The following is a 21,219-nucleotide window of genomic DNA, read 5'->3' as shown; positions in this document are numbered from 1 at the left end:
GGTTGAGGCTAACGCCCGAATTTCTTCTGCGTCTTCCCATAGCGCAATTTCCGCGTGCCCGGCTTGCCCTCGGTCGCGCGGCCTCTGGGTGCCGCCACCTGCTGCTCATGCGGCAGGCCCAGTTCGTCGGCTTCCAGTTTGCGGATCTCGTCGCGGATGCGCCCTGCCTCTTCGAATTCCAGGTCGGCGGCGGCGGCGCGCATTTTCTTTTCCAGATCTTCGATATAGGCGCGCAGATTGTGGCCGACCAGGTGCGGGCGATCGTCCAGGCCGGTGTCGACCGTGACCTGATCCTTTGACGCGACATGGGCGATGATGTCGCCGATATTGCGTTTGATCGTGGTCGGCGTGATGCCATGTTCGAGGTTATAGGCCTCCTGCTTTTCGCGCCGCCGGGATGTTTCGCCCAATGCCCGTTCCATGCTGCCGGTGATGCGATCGGCATAGAGGATCACGCGCCCGTCGACGTTGCGCGCCGCGCGGCCGATCGTCTGGATGAGCGAGGTTTCGGAGCGCAAAAAGCCCTCCTTGTCCGCATCGAGAATCGCGACCAGGCCGCATTCGGGAATATCCAGCCCCTCACGCAGCAGGTTGATGCCGATCAGCACGTCATAGACACCCAGCCGCAAATCGCGGATCAGCTCGATCCGCTCCAGCGTCTCGACATCGCTATGCATGTAGCGGACCTTCAGCCCAGCCTCGTGCATGAACTCGGTCAGATCCTCGGCCATTCGCTTGGTCAGGGTGGTGACGAGCGTGCGATAGCCTTGCGCCGCAACCTTGCGGCATTCGTTGATGAGGTCGTCGACCTGGTCCTCGACCGGCTTGATCTCGACCGGCGGGTCGATGAGGCCGGTGGGGCGAATGACCTGTTCGCTGAACACGCCGCCGGTCTGCTCCATTTCCCAATTGCCAGGCGTGGCGGAAACGCTGACCGTCTGCGGCCGCATCGCGTCCCATTCGTTGAATCGCAGCGGCCGGTTGTCGATGCAACTGGGCAGCCGAAAACCATATTCGGCCAGCGTGATCTTGCGCCGATGATCGCCCCGCGCCATCGCGCCGATCTGCGGCACGGTCTGGTGGCTTTCATCGACGAACAGCAGCGCGTTTTCGGGCAGATATTCGAACAGGGTCGGCGGCGGTTCGCCCGGCAGGCGGCCGGTCAAAAAGCGCGAATAATTTTCGATGCCGGCGCAGCTTCCGGTCGCCGCGATCATCTCCAGGTCGAAATTGGTCCGCTGCTCCAACCGCTGCGCTTCCAGCAGCTTTCCTTCCGCCTCCAGTTCCTTGAGCCGCTCGGTCAGTTCATGGCGGATCGCCTCCATCGCCTGCTTCAGCGTAGGGCCGGGGGTGACATGGTGGCTGTTGGGAAAGACCTTCACATAGTCGAGGCTCGCGACCTTGCGTCCCGACAGCGGATCGAACTCGACAATCTCTTCGATCTCGTCGCCGAAAAAGGATATGCGCCAGGCGGTATCTTCATAATGCGACGGGAAAATTTCCAGATTGTCGCCCTTCACGCGAAAATTGCCGCGCGAAAAACCCGCATCGTTACGCTTATATTGGAGTGCGACCAGCTTGCGGATGATCTCGCGCTGGTCCTCGATCCCGCCCTTCTTCATCGAGAAAGTCATGGCCGAATAGGTTTCAACGGAGCCGATGCCGTAAATGCAACTGACCGATGCAACGATGATGACATCGTCCCGCTCCAGCAGCGACCGCGTCGCCGAATGGCGCATCCGGTCGATGCTTTCGTTTACCGAGCTTTCCTTCTCGATATAGGTGTCGGACCGCGCGACATAGGCTTCGGGCTGGTAGTAATCATAATAGCTGACGAAATATTCGACCGCATTGTCGGGGAAGAAGCTCTTGAACTCGCCATACAACTGGGCCGCGAGGATCTTGTTGGGCGCAAGGATCAGGGACGGGCGCTGCAACGCCTCGATCATCTTGGCCATGGTGAAGGTCTTGCCGGAGCCGGTGACGCCGAGCAGCACCTGATCCTTCTCGCCGGCCAGCGCGCCTTCGACCAGTTCGGGGATGGCGGTACGCTGATCGCCCGCCGGTTCATAATCGCTGACCAGCGTGAAGCGCCGTCCGCCCTCGCTCTTTTCCGGCCGCGCCGGGCGGTGCGGCACGAAACTGGTGCCGGTATCGGGTTCGTCGAGCGTGGTGCGGATCTGAATGGCCATGGGGGGAATATGGGGGCTTTGGGCCGGGGCGCAATCGGCCTTACAGTTTCAGTTCGAACGCGCCTTTGGGTGGCGGCGGATAGACGACCGGCTTGTCACCAAAGCGGGCGCGAAGGGCGGTTTGGCGGCGTTCCGAATCGACAATATCGACATTGACCTCCTCGGGATATTTCATGCTGACGTGGAATTTGCCGTCCACAATGGCATATTCCAGTACCGACCAGCGCATATTCGGGCCGTCAGGTTCCAGATACCAGGCTTCGAAAAGAAGGTCTGACAAATAGTCATCCTTTGGATCATACCAGCGAACCACGTCGCCTTCATCCTTGAAGACGCTAGGTCTAACCCATCCTTCACCGATCTCGACATAAAGGAATATGCCGTTGGGATCGCCCCCGACGATACGAGAAAGTTCATGACCGATGTCGTTCATGAGCGGTCCGAGCAAATCCAATTTATCTTGCGGCATGGGCTTTGCCTTTCGCTTCATTGGAGAAATGTTGAATGTTTGGGTTCCCATCGACATACCATCTGACAACGAGTTTGAAGGGTCGTTTCGATGCCCCTTCATAGCGCGGAACGATATTAACGACGATCTTTCGTCCTGCTTGGAGGTCTTTAGCCCAGCCATCTTCCATGGCACGATAGGCGCCACGGTTGAAATTTCGATCCTGGGCAAAATGGTTGAAGCTGTCGCTGGGGCCGTTGAAGCGAACAGCGATGAAATGGCCACCCTCATCACCAGGGCGACGATTGGGTTTGCCCGCCTGCGCTTGCTCGCGTCGCGAACGCTTGGCGATTGGTCCATTGGTGAGGTCAGCAACAATTTCCCTCGGCCTCGCAATGACATCGATATGGAAATCATAGCCATTCTTCGTCTCCTTGCGCCAGTTGGTGTCGAGTATCTGGCTTTCCAGCGAAGGCGGATTGGCCGGGTCGGGCGGCAATTTCCCGCCATGCGTGTCCATATAATGGGCCAGCGCCAGAAACTTGGTTCTGGCTGCCTGCCCCGCATCCAGATAGGCCTGATGCGGCAGCTTGATCCGCTGGCCGATGCGGAGCGGCCGATCGAGCGGATGCTGGTTCAGCCATCCCAAATCGCGCGCGGCCAGCCCCTTGCGGCGCGCGGCAATCCGCGTCAGCGTATCACCTGACTGCACCATATAGATCGAATGGTTGTTCTGATGATCGGCGCGATGCGGACGGCGATCGGGCATCCTGTCGCCATCCATGCGAACAGTCCGACGATTCTGACCTCTTGGCGGCACTACGCTCCGCGCACCGCCAGCCGGAAAATAGCGCCCCTGCCCGGCGAAGGTGAAGCGCCCGTCCTCTTCATCATGCCAGGGGTTGAATTTCATTTCCACCGGAGGAGGTGGGGCATCCATTCTTCGACCAGTACGCAGATAGAGGTTGAAGGCCATTAATCCATGCTGTTGGCTTGTCTCTTTCATGCGCATTCCCCCCGAAATGCGAGTGCCGCTATAGCCGCTAATTAGGAACAAATCAAGAACACGTTGGCGAAACGGCGATACCGCCTAAGAATTTGAATTGTCGCTTAGGCCTGATATGCTCTCAAAACAACGGGCTGCCACCGCGCGCGAACAGGGGACATGCGATGACGAAGGCTTTTGGGATTACCGCCACGGCGCTGCTGATGCTGGCTGCTTGCGGCGACAAGCCGGGCGAGACGACCGGCAATATCGCGGCCACCGACGCCATGAGCCGCGAAGAAGTGAAGGCCGCCGTCGACAAGGTGCAGTTGAAGCCCGGCCAGTGGGAAGGACGCTTCACCATTCAGGATATCGACCTGTCCAAAATGCCGGGCGCGCCCGCGGGCATGGAGGATCAGATGAAGAGCATGATGAGCCAGACCGCGCTCAAATATTGCGTCACGCCTGAAGAAGCGGCCAATCCCAGCGGCGAGATGTTTGCGGGCCAGGATAATAAGGACTGCGCCTTCAAGGACTTTGCCGTCAGCGGCGGGACGGTGAAGGGGCAGGTGTCGTGCAAGGCCGATGGCGGCACGATGAACGCGACGATGGCGGGCACCTATGCCGCCGACAGCTATGCGATGGACATGGACATGCAGATGGCGGGCGGACCCGACGGCACCGCCATGGCGATGAAGGCGCGGTCGGAGGGCAAGTGGATCGGGGCGGACTGCACGGCGGAATGATCGCCGCGCATTTCCACTTGCGCTTTATGCCCGACGGGTAGAGCCTTGCCCCTGTTCCGACACGTAAGAACGGGGGAGAGGATATGGACAAGAGCCTTTTGGCGGCGCTGCCGCTTGCGATGATGCTGGGGCTTGGTGGCTGTAGCGGGGAACCGGCACCAGCGCCGGAGGCCGAAGCGGCACCGATCCTGATGCGCGCGGGCGAGTGGATATTGACCCGCAAGACCACCGGCTACAACACGCCGACCGTCACGCCGGCGCAATATCAGGAAGCGCTGCGGCAGGTCAGCGAGGACAAGATCTGCATCGCGATCGCGCCCGACGGTGTGCCCGATGTCGCCGCGCTGGCCGGTGGGGAGGGTACGGACTGCAGCTATAAGGACAAGCTGGCGCGGAATGGCCGGTTGATCGTGACGCTGGCCTGCAAGGCGGGGGCGGGCACGTCGGAAATCATGGCGGAGGGCAATTATACCGCCGACACCATGACGCTGGGCACCACCATGACGAAGATGCAGGGCGGGCAACCGGTGTTGCGCACCACCCATGACCTGACCGGCAAGCGGGTCGGGGACTGCCCGGCACCGGGATGACGGTCAGATAGTAACCGCCGCCCGGATCATTCCCACTCGATTGTTTCCTGCCCTCATAACGGATTGAATTTGCTCGGTAAAGATTTTTTCACGACTCGCTATACCGTCAGCCAATCCGTCAAAACCTCGCGCTTCTGAAAACATTGGATTTTTCGGCTGCTTTCGCAAAATGCGCCTTCCGCCATCTATCGCCGAACACGGTGCAGGAGGCCCACCCAACATCGATCAAGTCCGCCCCGCCGTCTGCACGCTGCAGTACGATGCGTCATCGCCCATACCTCACTGGCTATACCGTCATCGCAGCCCAAAGCCATTCAACTCCCGCTCAGAGATTTAGATCTCGCACGGCGACGAACGCCCGGTTCGTTTCGGCAGCACGGCGTTCCTTCGCTTCTAACACCGCGATCAATGAGACCTTGCGCGAGAGGACCTCATAGAGGTCGAGTCCGTCAGCGCATATCAGATTGGTTTGCCGCCCACGCGAGAACGCTTCGAGCCCCTCGGTCGTGAAGCCGGAATTGCTAACGAACAGTCCACGCGACCACGACGCCTTTCCGCCGACTTTGCCCGAAAAGGTCATCAGATCGGCGAAGCCAATCTGAGGCCCGTGCCATTTCGCTTCCACCAGATAGGTCTGTCCATGCAGCTTGAAACTGCCATCGATCTGCTCGCCGACGAGACGGAACGAGCCGCGCGGTGCGAGCCCGAAGCCGGCGAACAGCTCGTTGAGGAAGCCTTCGAATCGCAGACCTCGCGTCTGGGGGTCGAGCTTGGTGATCTCAACGAGCAGCGTCGCGAGTTCCTGGGCCTTTGCCTCACTCAAAGTCGAAGACGCCTGCGGCGCAGGTTCCCCCGCCTTCGCCGAGCCGAAGCTGCTGAGGAAGCTTGAATCAAGCAACTCGGGGATTTTGAACTGGACGCCCGGAAGGAGAATGTTCAGCCGATCAATTTCTTCGCGGCTCAGGGGATTTCCCTTGCCGCGCCGGTAGGTCATCGCCTGTCGGACGATCGCCACGATTAGCTTGGTGAAACACGACCGGCGCTGTTCGAGCGTCGCGGTCAAGAGTTGGACGATCGCGGGCCGCTTGCTGCCTGCGACCCACAGATCGCCAACACCAGCCTGCGCAGCGGCAAGCGGAAATGCGGTCCTGTTGTTTCCGCTTCCGGGGAGAAAATCGTAGAGAAGGTCCGCCAGGTCTTCGACCGCCTGGGCTTCACGAAACGACATCATAACCTACCAGCCCTCGGGTTCCTTCATCCCCGCCTCGAGTTCATCCAGGTGCGGAAGCGCGCGCCATTGCATCCTGCCGAGGTCTGCCAACAACTCATTGCGGTGAGATCCGACGAACGACGTGTCCCGGATCGTCGTAGAATTCATGTGGCGACTCTCAATCTAGCAAGATTGTAAGCTTCATGCTACACAATCCCAAGATCCGTAGCACGAAGGAGGCAGGCGAACTGCTGTTGCGGATGCGCAGCCGCCAGGACGGGCTCCATCGGCTGCTGAACGTGTGGGGGGGCAAGCAGTGATCCTGACGGACAACGAGACCAAGGTCGACCTTCTCAACAACGAGGCGATCGCAGCAACCATCATCAAGCTCTTGCGCGACCGGCCCGATCAACCGGTGACTGTTGGTGTCCATGGCGATTGGGGCGCCGGCAAGTCTAGTGTGCTGGAGATGATCGAGGCCGGCTTCGAGGGGGAAGCGAAGGTCCTGTGCCTCAAGTTCAACGGCTGGCGTTTTCAGGGATTCGAAGACGCTAAAATTGCGCTTATCGAAGGCATCGTCACAGGGCTCATCGAAAAGCGACCCGCTCTCACTGCGGCGGGCGAAACAGTCAAGGACGTCTTTCGCCGGATCGACTGGCTCAAGATGGCGAAGAAGGCTGGTGGGCTCGCGTTCACCGCCTTCACCGGAATTCCGACTCCCGATCAGATTCAGACCATCGTCGGCACCTTGGAAGGCTTCCTCGCCGATCCGGCAAAGCTCGCGACCAAGGACAATCTCGAAGCAGCCGTCGAAGGCGTGAAAGGCCTGTTGAAGCCGAAGGGTGAAGGCGACTCGACCAACGTTCCCGAGGAGATCAACGCATTCCGGAAAGCCTTCGACGATCTTCTCGACAAGGCCGGTGTCGCGCAACTCGTCGTCCTGATCGATGACCTCGATCGCTGCTTGCCCGATACCGCAATCGAGACCTTGGAGGCCGTCCGTCTCTTCGTCTTCACGTCGCGAACCGCCTTTGTCGTCGCCGCCGACGAGGCGATGATCGAATATGCGGTGCGCAAACACTTTCCCGATCTGCCGGACAGCACCGGTCCGCAGACATATGCCCGGAACTACCTTGAAAAGCTCATCCAGGTGCCCTTCCGAATCCCTGCGCTGGGGGACACGGAAACGCGCATCTATGTCACTCTCCTCCTTGTCGGCGCCGAACTCGGCGACAACGACCCGGCGTTCAATGATTTGATCAAGATCGCTCGTGAACGGCTTAAGCGCCCGTGGACCTCCGGCGCGCTCGATGCTGCCACCGTCAGAGTCGCTCTCGGGGACAAGGCTTCGCGCGCCAACAATGCGTTGGCGCTCAGCGATCAGATCGGACCGATCCTCGCCAACGGAACCAAGGGCAATCCGCGTCAGATCAAGCGATTCCTCAACACGCTCGTCTTGCGGCAGCGCATCGCCGAAGCGAGAGGGTTCGGGGATGACGTCAAGCTGCCGGTGCTCGCAAAACTCATGCTCGCCGAGCGGTTCCTGCCCCGCCTCTTCGATCAAATCGCCGCAGCCGCCGCGGCAGCAGCAAATGGCAAATGCCCGGACCTGTCAGCGCTCGAAGCGGCGGCGACCGCCAAGGATGACGCGAAAACTGCGGCCAAGCCGGAGAAGGCCGCTGCCAAAGGCGATGACGCCGTGAAGTCGACGCCCAAACTGGAAGCCGTGAAGTCGACCGAGAGCGCGCTCTTGAGCGAATGGCTATCCTCGCCTGCGATCAAAGCCTGGGCGGCGGTGCCAACTGCGATCGGTGGCGAGGATCTTCGCCCCTACCTCTTCGTCGCAAAGGACAGGAAGGATTATTTCGGCGCCGCCTCAGTGCTCGGCCACCTTGCTGCCGTGGTCGAACAGCTCTTCGGCGCGAAATTCGCGGTGCAGGGCCTCGAAGCCGATCTCAAGCGCCTGGCCCCACCCGAAGCGGCGCAGATCTTCGAAGCGGTGCGCGGCCGCATCGTCGGTGGGGACAGCTTTGACACTGAGCCGCCTGGCGCGGCCGGCTTGGTGGTTCTCGTAAAGGCTCATCCGACCCTGCAGGCCAATCTCGTCGATTTCCTCGAAGCGCTCCCGCGAGATCGTCTCGGTCCATGGGTCTGCGGCGGCTGGGAAGGTGTTCTCAAGGATGGCGATGCGACCCAACGCTTCGACCGCCTCCTTCAGACCTGGGGCAAAGAAGGTGGTGCGATGCTCAAGGTGGCGGCCACGGGTGTTCTTCGCACCCGCCAGGGAGCCCGCTGATGGGCACCTCCAGTGCATTCGGCGGCCAGGGCGGCCGGACGCCCCTCGTCCCGAGCTGGCTAGGCGATGACGGCGCACCGCCTGCCGCTCCAGACGGAGCCCCACCTGATGGTGGACCACCAGACGGTCCGCCCGTGGATGCGCCAGCAGACGGCGCCCCACCAGCCGCTCCCCCGGCACCGCCGGCTCGCCCGCCCATACCGCCGGTAGCCGATCCCGCGCGCTTCTCAGCGGCTCGCAACAACTTCTCGCGTTTCGCTGGTTCGGGCGGCAGCGACCGCAAGAGTCTCGGCCGAGCCGTCTCGCACTACGTGGGCTCATCGGCAGGTGGGGCGCGCACGGCGGCCGCAAGGATGGGATCGGCGCGCGGCGCAGGCAGCCGCTTGCTTGGCTTCCTGTCGGACGCCGTCGCACGCGGCGCGACCGAAGCGCTTCGTGCGCTCAACCTCGGCGCTCTCGCAGGCCGCCCTATCGAAGAAATCTTTCTCGGCCTGGCGGACTATGTGTGTCCTGACGGCGGTTCGATCGACGAAGGCATCGCACGCGAAGCGTTCATCGAAACCATCACGGACCTCGCCGGTGCAGGCATTGCCGACCTCGACGGCCTCACCGCCGATCAGATGCAGACTGTGTTCGAGCTGTATGCGACCAACGCGATCGAAGCACGGCTCTGCAACGACATCGGCGCGAAGACGATCACCCTGCCGTCGGATAGTCGCGAAGCCGCGCGCGTGCAGGCGCAATTGAACGACTTCATCCGGCGCGGGGTGGCCGATGCGCTCACGGTCGCCCGCGCCGCGGCTGCAGCGCTGACGCCCGATCGCGTGCTCCAGTTCGTCGGGCGCATCTACGAGCAAGCGTTCGGGATCTTGCAGATCATGGGCGATGCGGAGGCGGAAGGCACATGAGGAGACACGTCATCATAGGCCGATACGGCCCCGGCGACCGCAGCCGCTTTTCACTTGGCGATGGAGAAGTCGAAACCCGCCTTGACCTGGTTGTCGGCGAGCGAACCCTCAATCACGGTATCGGCCGCGCGATCGGCGATCTGTCGCGGCTTGGCGTTCATCCTTCAGAGATCGGCGTCGACATCCTGGTTCTGGCCGCCCACGTCCACGCTGCTGACACACGCATTTCGCGGGCGAGTGAATCGCAGGATGGCTGGACCCGCGAAATCCGGCTGATCGTCCCGGTTTCCGATCCCGATCGATGGACAGCCGTCGCGCCGACCTTCGTCCGGATGCTGAACTTTCTCACCGGCGACCGCTGGTCGATCGCGTTTCGCGCCCGACCGCGCCGTTTCGTCAGGGTCGCTCCCGAACACCCTGCTCGGCTTATTGGTCCTCCCTTCGACGATCTCGCCCTCTTCTCGGGCGGCCTCGACAGTCTCATCGGCGCGATCGACGCCCTTGAGAATGGCCGTACACCGCTTCTCATTAGTCACGCTGGCGAAGGTGCGACCAGCGATGCGCAGTCCACCATCTTCGACACGTTGAAGACCCACTATCGAGGCCGCGCCTTCGATCGCTTGCGCCTCTGGATGGCATACCCGGATGGCTTCGTCCGGGGTTCAGGCGGAGAGAATACGACCCGCGGCAGGTCGTTCCTGTTTTTCGCCCTCGGCGTCTTCGCTGGAAGCGGACTTGAGCGGGCGTTCACCTTGAAAGTGCCCGAGAACGGCCTCATCGCCGTCAACGTGCCGCTCGATCCATTGCGCCTCGGCGCACTAAGCACGCGCACGACCCATCCTTTTTACATCGCCCGTTGGAATGACGCCCTCCATGGGCTCGGCCTGAACGGCAGGATCGAAAATCCCTATTGGGATAGGACCAAGGGCGAGATGGTCGCAGCCTGCACCAACGGCGCATTATTACGTCGCCTCGTCCCCTCATCGCTATCCTGCGCGGCTCCGACCAAGGGACGCTGGCAGGGTCTCGGCACACAGCATTGCGGCTATTGCCTGCCATGTCTCATCAGACGGGCAGCACTCGTTGCCGGCTTACGCCCCGATCCAGATCCCACCGTCTACACGGTCGATGACCTCACCGCCCGCGCGCTCGACACACGCCAATCAGAAGGTGTCCAGATTCGCTCTTTCCAGCTTGCGATCGAGCGGCTTCGCGCCCGGCCGGCACTGGCGCCGATTCTCATCCACAAGCCGGGGCCACTCTTCGATGAATCGCCAGCTCGGCAAGCTGCTCTCGCTGGCGTCTACCGGCGCGGCCTTGAAGAGGTTGGAGCTCTCCTGGCAGGTGTGAGGACGCGGCCGGGATGACCGAGAATGCTCAAGCCGTCGGTGTCGATTTCCACTGCCATCTCGACCTCTATCCCGACCATGAGGCCGCGATCGCGAGGGCAGAAGCAGCTCGGATCTACACCCTGACCGTCACGACGACGCCAAAGGCCTGGGCGCGCAATCATGAACTCACGCGTCATACCCGCTTCGTGCGCGCTGCGCTCGGCCTGCATCCGCAGCTCGTCGCGGAGCGCGCCGGCGAGTTCCCGCTATGGGAGCGTCACCTGCCTGAGACACGCTACGTCGGTGAAGTCGGTCTTGATGCCGGCCCGCGCTTCTACAAATCGCTGGATACCCAAAAGCATGTGTTCCGTAGCGTCCTTGAGCGATGCGCAGAAGCAGGAGGCAAGATTCTCACTGTCCACAGTGTGAGGAGCGTTCCAGCGGTGCTCGATATGATCGAACAATATCTCCCGCAGGATCGCGGCACCGTCGTGCTTCACTGGTTCACCGGAAGCAAAAGCGAGGCTCGACGTGCGGCGGCGCTCGGCTGCTATTTCTCCGTCAATGCCGAGATGACCCGCTCGGATCGCGGCCGTTCCCTCGTCTCCGACTTGCCTATCGATCGCATACTGACGGAGACAGACGGCCCTTTCACTCAGGTTGACGGTCGTCCCAGCGAGCCCGCGGACGTGAAAACCACGGTCGCAGCGATCGCCGACGTCCGGAGGGTCCCGGTCGATGCCGTCACGACAGCGGTAAGATCGAACCTTCGTTCTCTGCTGAGATGAGGTCCTCAAAGGGCCTAGATAAATTGTAATCTTCGTGCTACATATTCGGTCGATCTGTAGTGCGAAGGTGTCAAAATGCCCACTCCACACAACCCTCCTGCTGCGGTGCGGCGCGCGCTGCGCAAGCTTGGGGCGGATATCCATGATGCCCGTCGACGCCGACGGCTGCCGATGGCGGTCGTAGCCGAGCGCGCCTTCACGTCTCGCTCCACGCTGCAAAGGGTCGAAGCCGGGGACACCAACGTCAGCGTCGGCATTTATGCCGGCGTCCTGCAGGCGCTCGGCCTCCTCGACGGCCTGAGCCAGGTCGCCGACATCAGCAACGACAGCGTCGGTCAGGCGCTCGCCAGCGCCGACCTGCCCAAGCATGTCCACCTCAAGCGGCCAACCGGATCGTCCCGCGATGGCTGACTTCGAGGTCCATATCGATTTGGACGGTCGCACACGCCCCATCGGACTGGCGAGGAGCAATCGCGTCCGGGGCACCGAGACCATCCTCTTCGAGTATGACAGCGCATGGCTTGAGGACCCCGACCGCTTCTCCCTGGAGCCGGCTCTTGCTCTGACCCGCGGCGCCTTCGCCCCTCCTGCCGGTCTTGCGACTTTCGGCTCCATCGGCGACTCAGCGCCGGATACCTGGGGCCGGCGCCTCATGCAGCGCGCCGAACGCCGTCTCGCCGATCGAGAAGGCCGCGCGGTTCGCACGCTTGTAGAAAGCGACTACCTGCTCGGCGTCGCCGACGAGACCCGGCTTGGCGCACTCCGTTTCCGCTGGGTCGGCGAAGAGATTTTCCAAGCGCCGATCCGCGCAGGCGTTCCTGCCCTAATCGAGCTCGGCCGGTTGCTCCAGATCACCGAACGGATTCTCCGGGACGAGGAAACGGATGAAGACCTACAGCTCATCTTTGCCCCAGGCTCCTCTCTTGGCGGTGCCCGACCGAAGGCGTCGGTCATCGACCAACATGGTCACCTCTCCATAGCGAAATTCCCGAAGGAGACCGACGACTACAGTATGGAGACCTGGGAAGAGATCGCGCTGCGGCTAGCCGGCCAGGCACGTATTGCCACGCCTCAACACGAGCTGATCGACGTCGCCGGCAAGGCGGTCATGTTGTCGCGACGCTTCGATCGCGACGGTGCGATCCGCATCCCGTTCCTGTCGGCGATGGCGATGATGGGCGCTAAGGACGGCGAGCGCGGCAGCTATCCGGAGATCGTCGATGCCCTTGCTCAACACGGCGCTCAGGGGAAGACGGACGCCCATGCCCTCTATCGGCGTGTCGTCTTCAATGTGCTGATCTCCAATGTCGACGACCACCTCCGCAATCACGGTTTCCTGTGGCTGGGAAAGGCGGGTTGGTCTCTCTCGCCAGCATACGACCTAAATCCCGTTCCGACCGATCTCAAGGCGCGGGTGCTGACCACGAACATCGATCTCGACGAGGGCACCTGTTCGCTCGATCTGCTGGAGGCGGCGTCCGAGTTTTTCGCGCTCACACTGCCGCAGGCCCGCGCGATTATCAAAGAGGTCGCGATCGTGACCGCGACCTGGCGCGATACAGCCAAGGCGGTCGGCGCTCGATCGGCGGAGATCAGCCGCATGGCCAGCGCTTTCGAGCATGACGATCTCAAGCGGGCGCTGGCGCTATGACGAGGACCTTCCTGCACAATTTCGATCCGCCCGCATCCAGCCCTGTCACGGGCGCGACCGTCGACCTCGAAGTCTCGGAGATCGAGGACGCCGGGATTCGCGAAGTGTTGCAGACGCCAGGGGCGGCATATGGCGCGTGGTCCATCCTGGACGCGCTGTTGACGCCAACCGGCGCGGGTACGCCCTTCATCTTCCGGGAACCGCTTGGACAGGCCCGCGAGGTGAAGGTCGCGCTATCTGGCCTGTTCGGCCGCTTCGTTGCCCGCGCCTATCTGGAACGCTACTTCAACCTTTCGATCTTCGCGCATCTCGGCAGCCGCATCATCGACCTCGATCGCCGCCGACAGGTCAAAGTCACGCGCTTGTCCCGTGGCGACCTGCCCGACTGGATCGCCTGCGCGTCCGACCTGTCCTCCTTGACCGTGGCCGAAGCGAAGGGTTGCCATGATAGTGGCGGCCCGGCCAAAGCATTGAACCGCGCCTGGGCTCAGGCCGGACGGATAGATCTCACCGCCGGAGGCCGGAAGGTCACAGTAAAGCGCATTGCCATCGCGACCCGCTGGGGGATGGCGGCGCCAAATCCGACCGACGCCCACCTCTCAGTCCGCGATCCAGTCGATGAAGGCGAGCCGATCAAGCCGGAGGAGAAAGACGCGCTCTTCATCGGGCTTCTCCGCCTCCATATCGCCAATCTCATCAAGTCGCTCGGGCACGCTGAGCTAGCCAGTGCGCTCCGCGGCCTCACCCACCAGCCCTTCGCGCGAAGACTCCAAGGGGACCTCCAACGCGCCCGAGCGTTGCTGGATGCCACGCCGGTGAGAGAGGTGGAAAAGGCCACAGCCATGGGCGGACTGATCGGAGGGATCGTCACCCGTGCCGGGCCGGTCGCTGACACCGACGTTGCGCCCGCCGATCAGGAGGCGCTCGCTCGCCTCAACCTCCGGCCGGTCTTCGTCGGCATCGAGCGCGATCTCATTCGTGCCGTTATCGACGCGGAGCTGCAAAGCGTTCGTATCCGCCTGACGCAGACAGTGGGTCCGGACGAATTTGCTCGGCCGGATCGCGCCGGCGGCTGGATCATCCCGATCGGTGAGGAGCGACGCATCAGAGGGGGCACCTGATCCGGTGAACACCAAACATAAGCATCATGGGGAAACGGCCGGCCACATCGGACACGGCACGATTAGGGGACAGAAAGATGGAAACGCAGGAGACCGATCTCTCGAATGAGGCAGCGGCGCTGGCCGACATCCTCAAATGGTCGGCGGACCTGCCGGCCTGGCAGCGCGATGCGCTGCGCCGGCTGTGTAGTCAGCCCAAGCTAGAAAGCGCCGACATCACGGCCCTCGTCGCTGTCTGTAAGGCGATCGACCAAGCCGCTTCCCTCGACCCAAGCCATATCAGGGACCCGGCAGCTAGCCACGCCATCGTCAGCCTCGGCGCGCTCCATGGTCTGTCGAACGTCAATGCCCTCGCACCGGGCGAGCGTCTATCCTTCGGCAAGACCGGTCTCACGGTCATCTATGGCGACAACGGCGCCGGCAAATCCGGCTACGCCCGCGTCCTAAAGCAACTCTGCCGGGCACGCTCGCCGAAGGGCGACGCGATCCTTCCCAACATCTATGCGGCTGGTTCCGGCACCCCCACCGCCAGCGTTGACTTCTTCATCGGCGGACAGAAGCGAAGCGCATCCTGGATTCAGGGAAGCGCGCCTGATCCAATGCTCTCGGCCGTCAGTGTCTTCGACTCGCGCACTGCCAATGTGCATGTCGAGAACACCAACGATCTCGCCTATACGCCGTTGCCGCTCCGGATCCTCGCGGGTCTCGCGCAAGCATGCCAGGATGTGAAGGCCAAACTGGCCGCCGAGATAAAAGCGCTCCAAGAGCAGACACCCGCGATCCTGTCGAAGCCCGAATGCAAACCGGACACGCTGGTCGGCAAGTTGATCGCTAGCCTGTCGGGCAAGACGAAGGAGGAAGGCGTCGAGAAGCTAGCGGGCCTGACGGCGGAAGAAGAAACCCGGCTGCAAACGCTGAACACCGACCTGGCCAGCGACCCTGCGCGCACGGTCCGCCAGCTCCAGAGCCAGGAAGCCCGCATCAAGTCGGCGATCGAGCAGATCGAGCCGCTCATGGTCGCCGCCACGGACGAAACCCGGGCAGCGCTACGCGACGCCCATACGCGCCTTGCAACGGCGCGCTCCGCTGCCGCTGCCGCCTCCGCCAACCTGTTCGCCGATGAGCCTCTGCCCGACATCGGCTCGGACGTCTGGAAGGTCTTGTGGGAGGCGGCCCGAGATTATTCCCGCGCATCCGCGTATCCTGATCGGCCGTTCCCCGTAGCGGGTACTGGGGCCCATTGCGTCCTCTGCCAGCAGCCGCTCAGCGAAGAAGCCTCGAAGCGGCTCAGCAGCTTCGAAGCCTTCGTGCAGGACGAGAGCAAGCGCCGCGAGCAGGAAGCTGTGGACGCATATGACGAGAAGCTCGAAGAGGTCGCGTCGCAAGCCATCTCGATGAAGTCTCTCGCCGCGATCGTCGCGACGATGCGCGATGACATCGGCCAGGAAGAAGTGGCGAGGACCCTTCGCCGCGAGATCCTCCACCTGGCTTGGCGGCTGCGCGCCATATTGCGAACCCATGGCGACGCGGCCCCGTCTGACCTTCCATCCCCGGCCACCATTTCCCTCGATCCGCTGCGCACGGCCCTCAGCGGTATCGCCACGCGTATCGAAGGCTTGCAGTCGGAGGCCAGCTCCCCGCGGCGCGTCGCACTCGTCGCCGAGCGCGATGGCCTTGCGGACCGCAAATGGCTCGGCTTGGTGAAAGCCGATGTTCTCGCCCAGATCGAGCGCCTCAAGGCCATCGAGGTGATCGAGAAAGCCAGCAAGGACACGACCACAAACAAAATCACGACCCAGAGCGCCCGTATCGCGCAAGCGCTCGTCACCAACCGCCTGCGTGGTCGGTTCGCAATCGAGGTGGACAAGCTCGGCGTCGCCGGTCTCGCCATCGAGCTTCAGCAGGCCAAGACCACGGCGGGCGTGCCCTTCTTCCAGGTCCGGCTCATCAATAAGCCCAGCGAGCCGGTGGGGAAGGTTCTGAGCGAAGGCGAGCACCGATGCGTCGCGCTTGCGGCTTTCCTCGCCGAACTGTCGACCATCGACGCGCAGTCAGCGATCGTGTTCGACGATCCCGTGTCCTCGCTCGACCATTTGCATCGCGACAGGGTCGCCGCCCGATTGGCTGAGGCCGGGCAGACCCGTCAGGTGATCGTGTTCACTCATGACATGGCGTTCTTACTTCTACTCGATGAAGCCTGCCGGGCGACCAAGGACCGGGAAGCGACGCCGGTTGCGTACCGCCTCATCAGCCGCGGCGCTGAGAACGCCGGCTATTGCCACCAGGATCCACCCGCCAATGTCATGCCGCTCGACAAGGTGATCGACGGGATGAAGGCGCACCTTGCCAATGTGAAAATCCATCACGAACGCGGCGATCAGGCAAAATGGCTGCGCGAGGTGACGTCCTTCCAGGACCAGCTTCGCACCATTTGGGAACGCGCCGTCGAGGAGGTTATCGGGCCGGTGATCCGTCGCCTCTCGCGCAAGGTCGACACGATGGGTCTCATCAAACTCACTGTCCTTACGGCCGGGGATTGCACCGTGATGCGCGAAGCGTTCGGACGTTGTTCCGCGCTGCTTCACAGTCAGCCTGGAGAGATCAATCCGCGGCTGCCCGCACCTTCCGTCATCGAAGCAGAGATCGACGCGCTGGAAAAATGGATCGCCGACATCCGGACCCGTCAGGAGAAGGCTGCATGATGATGCTGTATCACGCCACATTGCCCCACGTCGGAGGCGACGGCCGATGGTGAAATGGTCCGAGTTGAAACGGGCGTCCGATGTCGTCCTGGCCGTCTGGCCTCACTATCGTCCCTTGTTCGAGCGTTGGTTGATGCAGGAGCTCATCGACAAGGGTGAGCTCGCACCGGTCTGGCGAGAGCGCATGGTGCCAGGCGAAAACGACAGCGTCTTTACCGATCATTATCCTGGTCGCGAAGCTGCAATCGCGGCCGCCAATGCACTCAATCCGACCTTGCGTCAGGCACTCTCCGCGCGTGCCATGGATCCCGTTGTCAAACGATCGCTCGAACTCAAGATTGACAAGACCCTGCAGGCAAAACAGCGTCTGCAAGACGAAGAAGCACTGATGCTGGCCGAATCTCTACGCCGTCACGCTGATGACGAGCGGCCGGACGCAGCCGCTTTAAAACTCGCGCCGGACTCCGAGCGCTATCGTCAGGATCTTGCCGAACAACTGGCCACGATGCCGTATCTGAAAGTGGCCAAGGTAGGACGCTCGGGCAACCAATGGCGCTACGTCCTTCTATACTTGGCCCCGGATGGCGTTTGGTCGAAACCCTATCAGCCCGGCGAGAGAGGCGCGCAGATCGCAGAACGTGCAAAGATTGCCAACGGCTTCGGTCTGAGCGCCAGCACCCATTGGGGAAAGACAAAGGCCAGGATCCGGCAGATCCTTCTGCCCCGCGCCAATCAATTGCTTCAGCTCGCGAGCGTTCAGCGGATGCTCGCCGAAGCGCTTGCACGAGGCGAACACGTGCTTGTCTCAAACGGCATTGTCTTCTGGTACGAGCCGGATGGCGGTGTCGGCTGGCTGGTCAAGGAGACATCGTCGACGCGAGAGTCCGAAGGCGCGACGATCTGGAAGGAAGGGACGATCCTCTCCACCAATCACGGCCGCCTCGTTGTGCTGCCCTACATCAAGGAAGGTGGAGAGCACGTTCGCGGCCACACCAAGAACGGCCCGAACGATGGCCGCGCGCTGCCTCGCCATCGCGACCACTATGTCGAGATTCCGTTCTCGCTCTACGACGGTGATCTCATGATCGGGCTGTTCGGGGAGCTTCCATACGAATGAAGAAGACGTGGGACCGCGGTTCTGTTCGTGGTGGGCGGCAGTCGAAGCGCTCTCGACCCTCGCGCCGTCTCAAAAGCGGATTTCCGAAGATCTCGGAATCCTGAAATCCGCAAGGAAGGAAAATCGCACATGACCGCATGGACGTTGGACGATCTTCGACGGCTCGATCTCAAATACGCGGAGGAAGGCATCCACGTCCATCAGCGGCCATTCCGTGCCGCAATGGAGCTTCTCGGTTCCAACTTCGTCATGGGGGTCGGCGGAAACCCCGAAGTCAAACCGATCATGGACACCTATACCGCCATGGTGCCCGAGGTCAGCACGAGCTGGCCAGGTGCTGGGATCGGTTTCGCTGCGTCCGTCGATCAGGTCCGCAAGCTCACCTTCCCGGTCGTATTCGGCCAGGTGTCGCTCCAGCCCTGGCGGGTAGCAGGGTTCTCTAGCGCCGAGGAATGGTGGAACTGGTGTAGGCAGGATCGGGCAATTGCCGGCGAAGTTTCTCTCGCGGTCGCCGATCTCCACGATTTCACCAATGGTTTGAATGAAGTCGAACAAGGGAATCCAGCGGCGACCACGCTCTGGTGCATGGCGCGGTCCAATCTCGAAGATGTGGCGAACACCCTCCCGACGACGTTCAGCCATGACTCGGTAATCCAGCCGATCTGTATGGTGGCCGAACTTTCGATGAAGGCGGCCCTTGTCCGGGACGGTGTCGATCCGGAGTCCTTCAGAAAGGGCAAGGACGGCCACAATCTGTCGTCGCTTGCCCGCCGTATGGCGGACGCGCGCCCGCACCGCGATGACCGACGCGTCCAGGCCGTCGTTGGTGCCCTCCCGCCCTATGTCGAAAGCCGATACAAGCCGGCAGGATTGAAGCGGCTGCAGGTGGTCAAGCTCGCTTTGGGGGTGCAGTTCATCGCCGCATCGAGCCTGCGGCGCATCGCCAGCGCTGATCTCGCGCTCCAGATGGAAACCGACGAGTGGCCCGGCCCACGCCAACCATTCCTCATTTAAAGCGCGCGACACAAGCCGGGGAGAACTGAGCAATGACGAAGCACCCGCCACGATGGCAAGCGCACGCGACGAAAGACTATGACGCCGCCATGTCCGCGCGCTGCGGACAGCTATTGACCGAGATCGTTGCAGATCCCCATCGGCGACAGGCTATCTTGGCTGATCCGCTCGACTTGCATCGGGAATTGTTTGCGCCTTTCGCGCCGTCCGATCACCCCGAATATGCAGGCACCTATCGCGGCACGCCCGGCACCGCGCTCTTCGACCGGAGGATTTCTGCCGAGAGCCAACTCGAGCCGGGTAACGACTATGAATTCTGCCTGCCCGGCGAAGTGGTGTCGCGCATGGCCGAGTTGCTGAAGAACTCCCGAGACTTGCTTGCGGACACCAATGCAGACGACTTCGGCAGGCTGATCGCCTTGACCTACACCTTCTGCTGGTTTGGGAAAATTCACCCCTTCCTTGACGGCAATGGCCATGTTCAACGTGCCATCTTCGCGGCCATGGCGACGGATTTCGGCTACCCGCTCTCCTCGCGTTTTGCCATTCACCCGCGCCCCTATGACCGGCTGCTCGCTACGGCGCTGGAAATCTTCACCCGGGCTCCGATCGGCAAAGAAAACGAAGAATTGGGCCTGGTGGCCGAGTATCTCGCCTTCTTCCTCGATGGGCCGTTTGACGCTCCCCGCAAGCATGTTGGAAGCGCCTCCCCCTACACATCGTGAACGAGCGAGAGCGAATTCGACCAATGTCCTGAAGGGGAAGGCCTTCCCCTGCGGCCGAGCCCAAGGTCTCGACCGACCCCTTCTGCGGGGAGACCCCGCAACGCCCCTGAGAGTGAGAGTGCGGACCGGTTTCCGTGACGGGTAAATAGCTGGGAGAGAGGCTCCCGCGCCCGTCGTGGAGATTGGTCCCATGAACATGCAAGTTCTCGATGCGCGCCGTGACACGACCGGCGGTTACAAGGTGGATGTCAGCCGCGGCGAGCGGGTCGGTCGCGTCTCGTCTGAGTGGTTCTCGCGTCCGGCCGACGAGCGATACCTCTCGCTGTCCGAGCTGGCGCGATCGGTGCGTGACCGCGCCGATCGCAGCAAGACGCGCGTGGTGGAAAGCGCGCTGATCCATGTCGAGGCGAACCGCAACAACCCGGAGCGGTTGGCCCTCATCCTGCCCGGCACCGATACGGCCATTGCGCCGACGCACTGGTCCTTCGGCCAACTCGCCAGCCTGGTCGGCGCACCCGCCGCCTATTTACGGCAGCTCCCGGCCGCGCTCGCCGGGATCAACCTGCAATATGGCCTGACATCCAATCGCGCCGAGCAGATCAAGACGCTGGAAACCGATGACGGTCGCACGGAACTGCGCGCCGTCACCGGCCCAGATTATGGGAGGATATTCGACGCAGAACTGGTGGAAGCCGTGCAGCGCATCGCCGGCAACGGCACGGGTGACACCCGCTGGAAGGTACCGGGCGTGCTCGACTGGTCGACCGGCGTCTACAATCCGCGCGTCGATATCACCAAGGACACGACGACGCTCTATGCTTCCGATCGAGACGTCTTCCTGTTCCTGGTCGATGACCTGAATCCGATCGAGGCCGGCCGCCTGCCGGACGGCTCGCCGGATCTCTACTTCCGCGGCTTCTACTGCTGGAACTCCGAGGTCGGCGCCAAGACACTTGGCATGGCGAGCTTCTATCTCCGCGCGGTCTGCCAAAATCGAAATTTGTGGGGCGTGGAAGATTTCGAGGAAATCACCATCCGCCACAGCAAATACGCCGCCAACCGGTTTGCACATGAGGCGGCCCCAGCACTGTTGAACTTCGCGAACTCCTCGCCCCTGCCCTTCGTCAACGGGATCAAGGCGGCGCGCGAGCGAATCGTGGCGAGAACGGACGAAGACCGCACCGACTTCCTGCGCCGTCGCGGTTTCTCCAAGGCCGAGGCCGGGAAGATCATCGACACGGTACTGGCTGAGGAAGGCCGCCCGCCGGTGAGCATCTTCGACTTCGTTCAGGGCATCACCGCCGTCGCCCGCGACAAGCCCCATCAAGACGCCCGCCTCGACATGGAGGCCAAGGCCAAGAAGCTCCTCGATCGAGCGGCCTGATCTCCGTGACG

The 21,219-nt window shown here is 62.2% G+C and carries 18 protein-coding genes; 14 read left to right on the top strand and 4 right to left on the bottom strand.

The window, feature by feature from the left end; genetic code table 11:
• Positions 1-8: 8 nt before the first annotated feature.
• Genes uvrB through OVY48_RS10950 form a run of 3 tightly spaced genes read right to left on the bottom strand, consistent with a single transcriptional unit; the run spans position 9 to position 3,646 of the window.
• Positions 9-2,192 (bottom strand): excinuclease ABC subunit UvrB, encoded by a 2,184-nt coding sequence (uvrB, locus tag OVY48_RS10960; RefSeq protein ID WP_313922835.1) that lies wholly within the window; start codon positions 2,190-2,192, stop codon positions 9-11.
• 40 nt (positions 2,193-2,232) lie between these two features.
• Complete coding sequence (locus OVY48_RS10955; RefSeq protein ID WP_313922834.1) at positions 2,233-2,625, bottom strand: hypothetical protein; 393 nt, start codon at positions 2,623-2,625, stop codon at positions 2,233-2,235.
• 22 nt (positions 2,626-2,647) lie between these two features.
• Positions 2,648-3,646, bottom strand: a complete 999-nt coding sequence (locus tag OVY48_RS10950; protein WP_313922833.1) for a DNA/RNA non-specific endonuclease — start codon at positions 3,644-3,646, stop codon at positions 2,648-2,650.
• Positions 3,647-3,810: 164 nt separating this feature from the next.
• Between OVY48_RS10950 and OVY48_RS10945 the strand changes: the two genes are divergently transcribed.
• Both OVY48_RS10945 and OVY48_RS10940 read left to right on the top strand, forming a co-directional pair.
• Complete coding sequence (locus OVY48_RS10945; RefSeq protein WP_313922832.1) at positions 3,811-4,371, top strand: DUF3617 domain-containing protein; 561 nt, start codon at positions 3,811-3,813, stop codon at positions 4,369-4,371.
• A gap of 83 nt (positions 4,372-4,454) precedes the next feature.
• Positions 4,455-4,961, top strand: a complete 507-nt coding sequence (locus tag OVY48_RS10940) for a DUF3617 domain-containing protein (protein WP_313922831.1) — start codon at positions 4,455-4,457, stop codon at positions 4,959-4,961.
• Positions 4,962-5,286: 325 nt separating this feature from the next.
• On the opposite strand, the gene OVY48_RS10935 is transcribed toward OVY48_RS10940, so the two are convergent.
• Positions 5,287-6,192: a restriction endonuclease gene (locus OVY48_RS10935; RefSeq protein ID WP_232252425.1), complete on the bottom strand. Its 906-nt coding sequence runs from the start codon at positions 6,190-6,192 to the stop codon at positions 5,287-5,289.
• Between the two features lie 295 nt (positions 6,193-6,487).
• Between OVY48_RS10935 and qatA the strand changes: the two genes are divergently transcribed.
• The 12 genes from qatA (at position 6,488) to OVY48_RS10875 (ending at position 21,208) form a co-directional block, all read left to right on the top strand.
• Entirely contained in the window at positions 6,488-8,467 is a 1,980-nt protein-coding gene (qatA, locus tag OVY48_RS10930) for a Qat anti-phage system ATPase QatA (protein WP_151606828.1), read from the top strand.
• On the top strand, positions 8,467-9,375 hold the full coding sequence (qatB, locus tag OVY48_RS10925) for a Qat anti-phage system associated protein QatB (protein ID WP_167713032.1): 909 nt from the start codon (positions 8,467-8,469) through the stop codon (positions 9,373-9,375). The genes qatA and qatB overlap by 1 nt, the downstream gene beginning before the upstream one ends.
• Positions 9,372-10,742: a Qat anti-phage system QueC-like protein QatC gene (gene qatC / locus OVY48_RS10920; RefSeq protein ID WP_151606832.1), complete on the top strand. Its 1,371-nt coding sequence runs from the start codon at positions 9,372-9,374 to the stop codon at positions 10,740-10,742. The genes qatB and qatC overlap by 4 nt, the downstream gene beginning before the upstream one ends.
• Positions 10,739-11,494 carry a Qat anti-phage system TatD family nuclease QatD gene (gene qatD / locus OVY48_RS10915; RefSeq protein WP_126848721.1) on the top strand — a complete coding sequence of 252 codons (756 nt, stop codon included), beginning with the start codon at positions 10,739-10,741 and terminating at the stop codon, positions 11,492-11,494. The genes qatC and qatD overlap by 4 nt, the downstream gene beginning before the upstream one ends.
• Before the next feature lie 75 nt (positions 11,495-11,569).
• A complete protein-coding gene (locus tag OVY48_RS10910) occupies positions 11,570-11,905 on the top strand; it encodes a helix-turn-helix domain-containing protein (protein ID WP_126848722.1) in 336 nt (111 codons plus the stop codon).
• A complete protein-coding gene (locus tag OVY48_RS10905) occupies positions 11,898-13,145 on the top strand; it encodes a type II toxin-antitoxin system HipA family toxin (RefSeq protein ID WP_167713030.1) in 1,248 nt (415 codons plus the stop codon). The genes OVY48_RS10910 and OVY48_RS10905 overlap by 8 nt, the downstream gene beginning before the upstream one ends.
• On the top strand, positions 13,142-14,266 hold the full coding sequence (locus OVY48_RS10900; RefSeq protein WP_192798596.1) for a hypothetical protein: 1,125 nt from the start codon (positions 13,142-13,144) through the stop codon (positions 14,264-14,266). The genes OVY48_RS10905 and OVY48_RS10900 overlap by 4 nt, the downstream gene beginning before the upstream one ends.
• 77 nt (positions 14,267-14,343) lie before the next feature.
• Entirely contained in the window at positions 14,344-16,968 is a 2,625-nt protein-coding gene (locus OVY48_RS10895) for an AAA family ATPase (protein ID WP_151606836.1), read from the top strand.
• Between the two features lie 46 nt (positions 16,969-17,014).
• Complete coding sequence (locus OVY48_RS10890) at positions 17,015-18,085, top strand: hypothetical protein (protein WP_151606837.1); 1,071 nt, start codon at positions 17,015-17,017, stop codon at positions 18,083-18,085.
• A 129-nt stretch (positions 18,086-18,214) separates the two neighbouring features.
• Positions 18,215-19,099: a hypothetical protein gene (locus OVY48_RS10885; RefSeq protein WP_151606839.1), complete on the top strand. Its 885-nt coding sequence runs from the start codon at positions 18,215-18,217 to the stop codon at positions 19,097-19,099.
• A gap of 32 nt (positions 19,100-19,131) precedes the next feature.
• Complete coding sequence (locus OVY48_RS10880) at positions 19,132-19,824, top strand: Fic family protein (RefSeq protein WP_151606841.1); 693 nt, start codon at positions 19,132-19,134, stop codon at positions 19,822-19,824.
• Positions 19,825-20,014: 190 nt separating this feature from the next.
• Complete coding sequence (locus tag OVY48_RS10875; protein ID WP_151606843.1) at positions 20,015-21,208, top strand: DUF932 domain-containing protein; 1,194 nt, start codon at positions 20,015-20,017, stop codon at positions 21,206-21,208.
• Positions 21,209-21,219 lie beyond the last annotated feature (11 nt).

It is taken from the genome of Sphingobium sp. SA2 (assembly GCF_032227065.1).
GTDB lineage: Bacteria > Pseudomonadota > Alphaproteobacteria > Sphingomonadales > Sphingomonadaceae > Sphingobium.
Note: the sequence above shows the minus strand (reverse complement) of the source record. Positions and strands in the feature narration are given on the sequence as shown.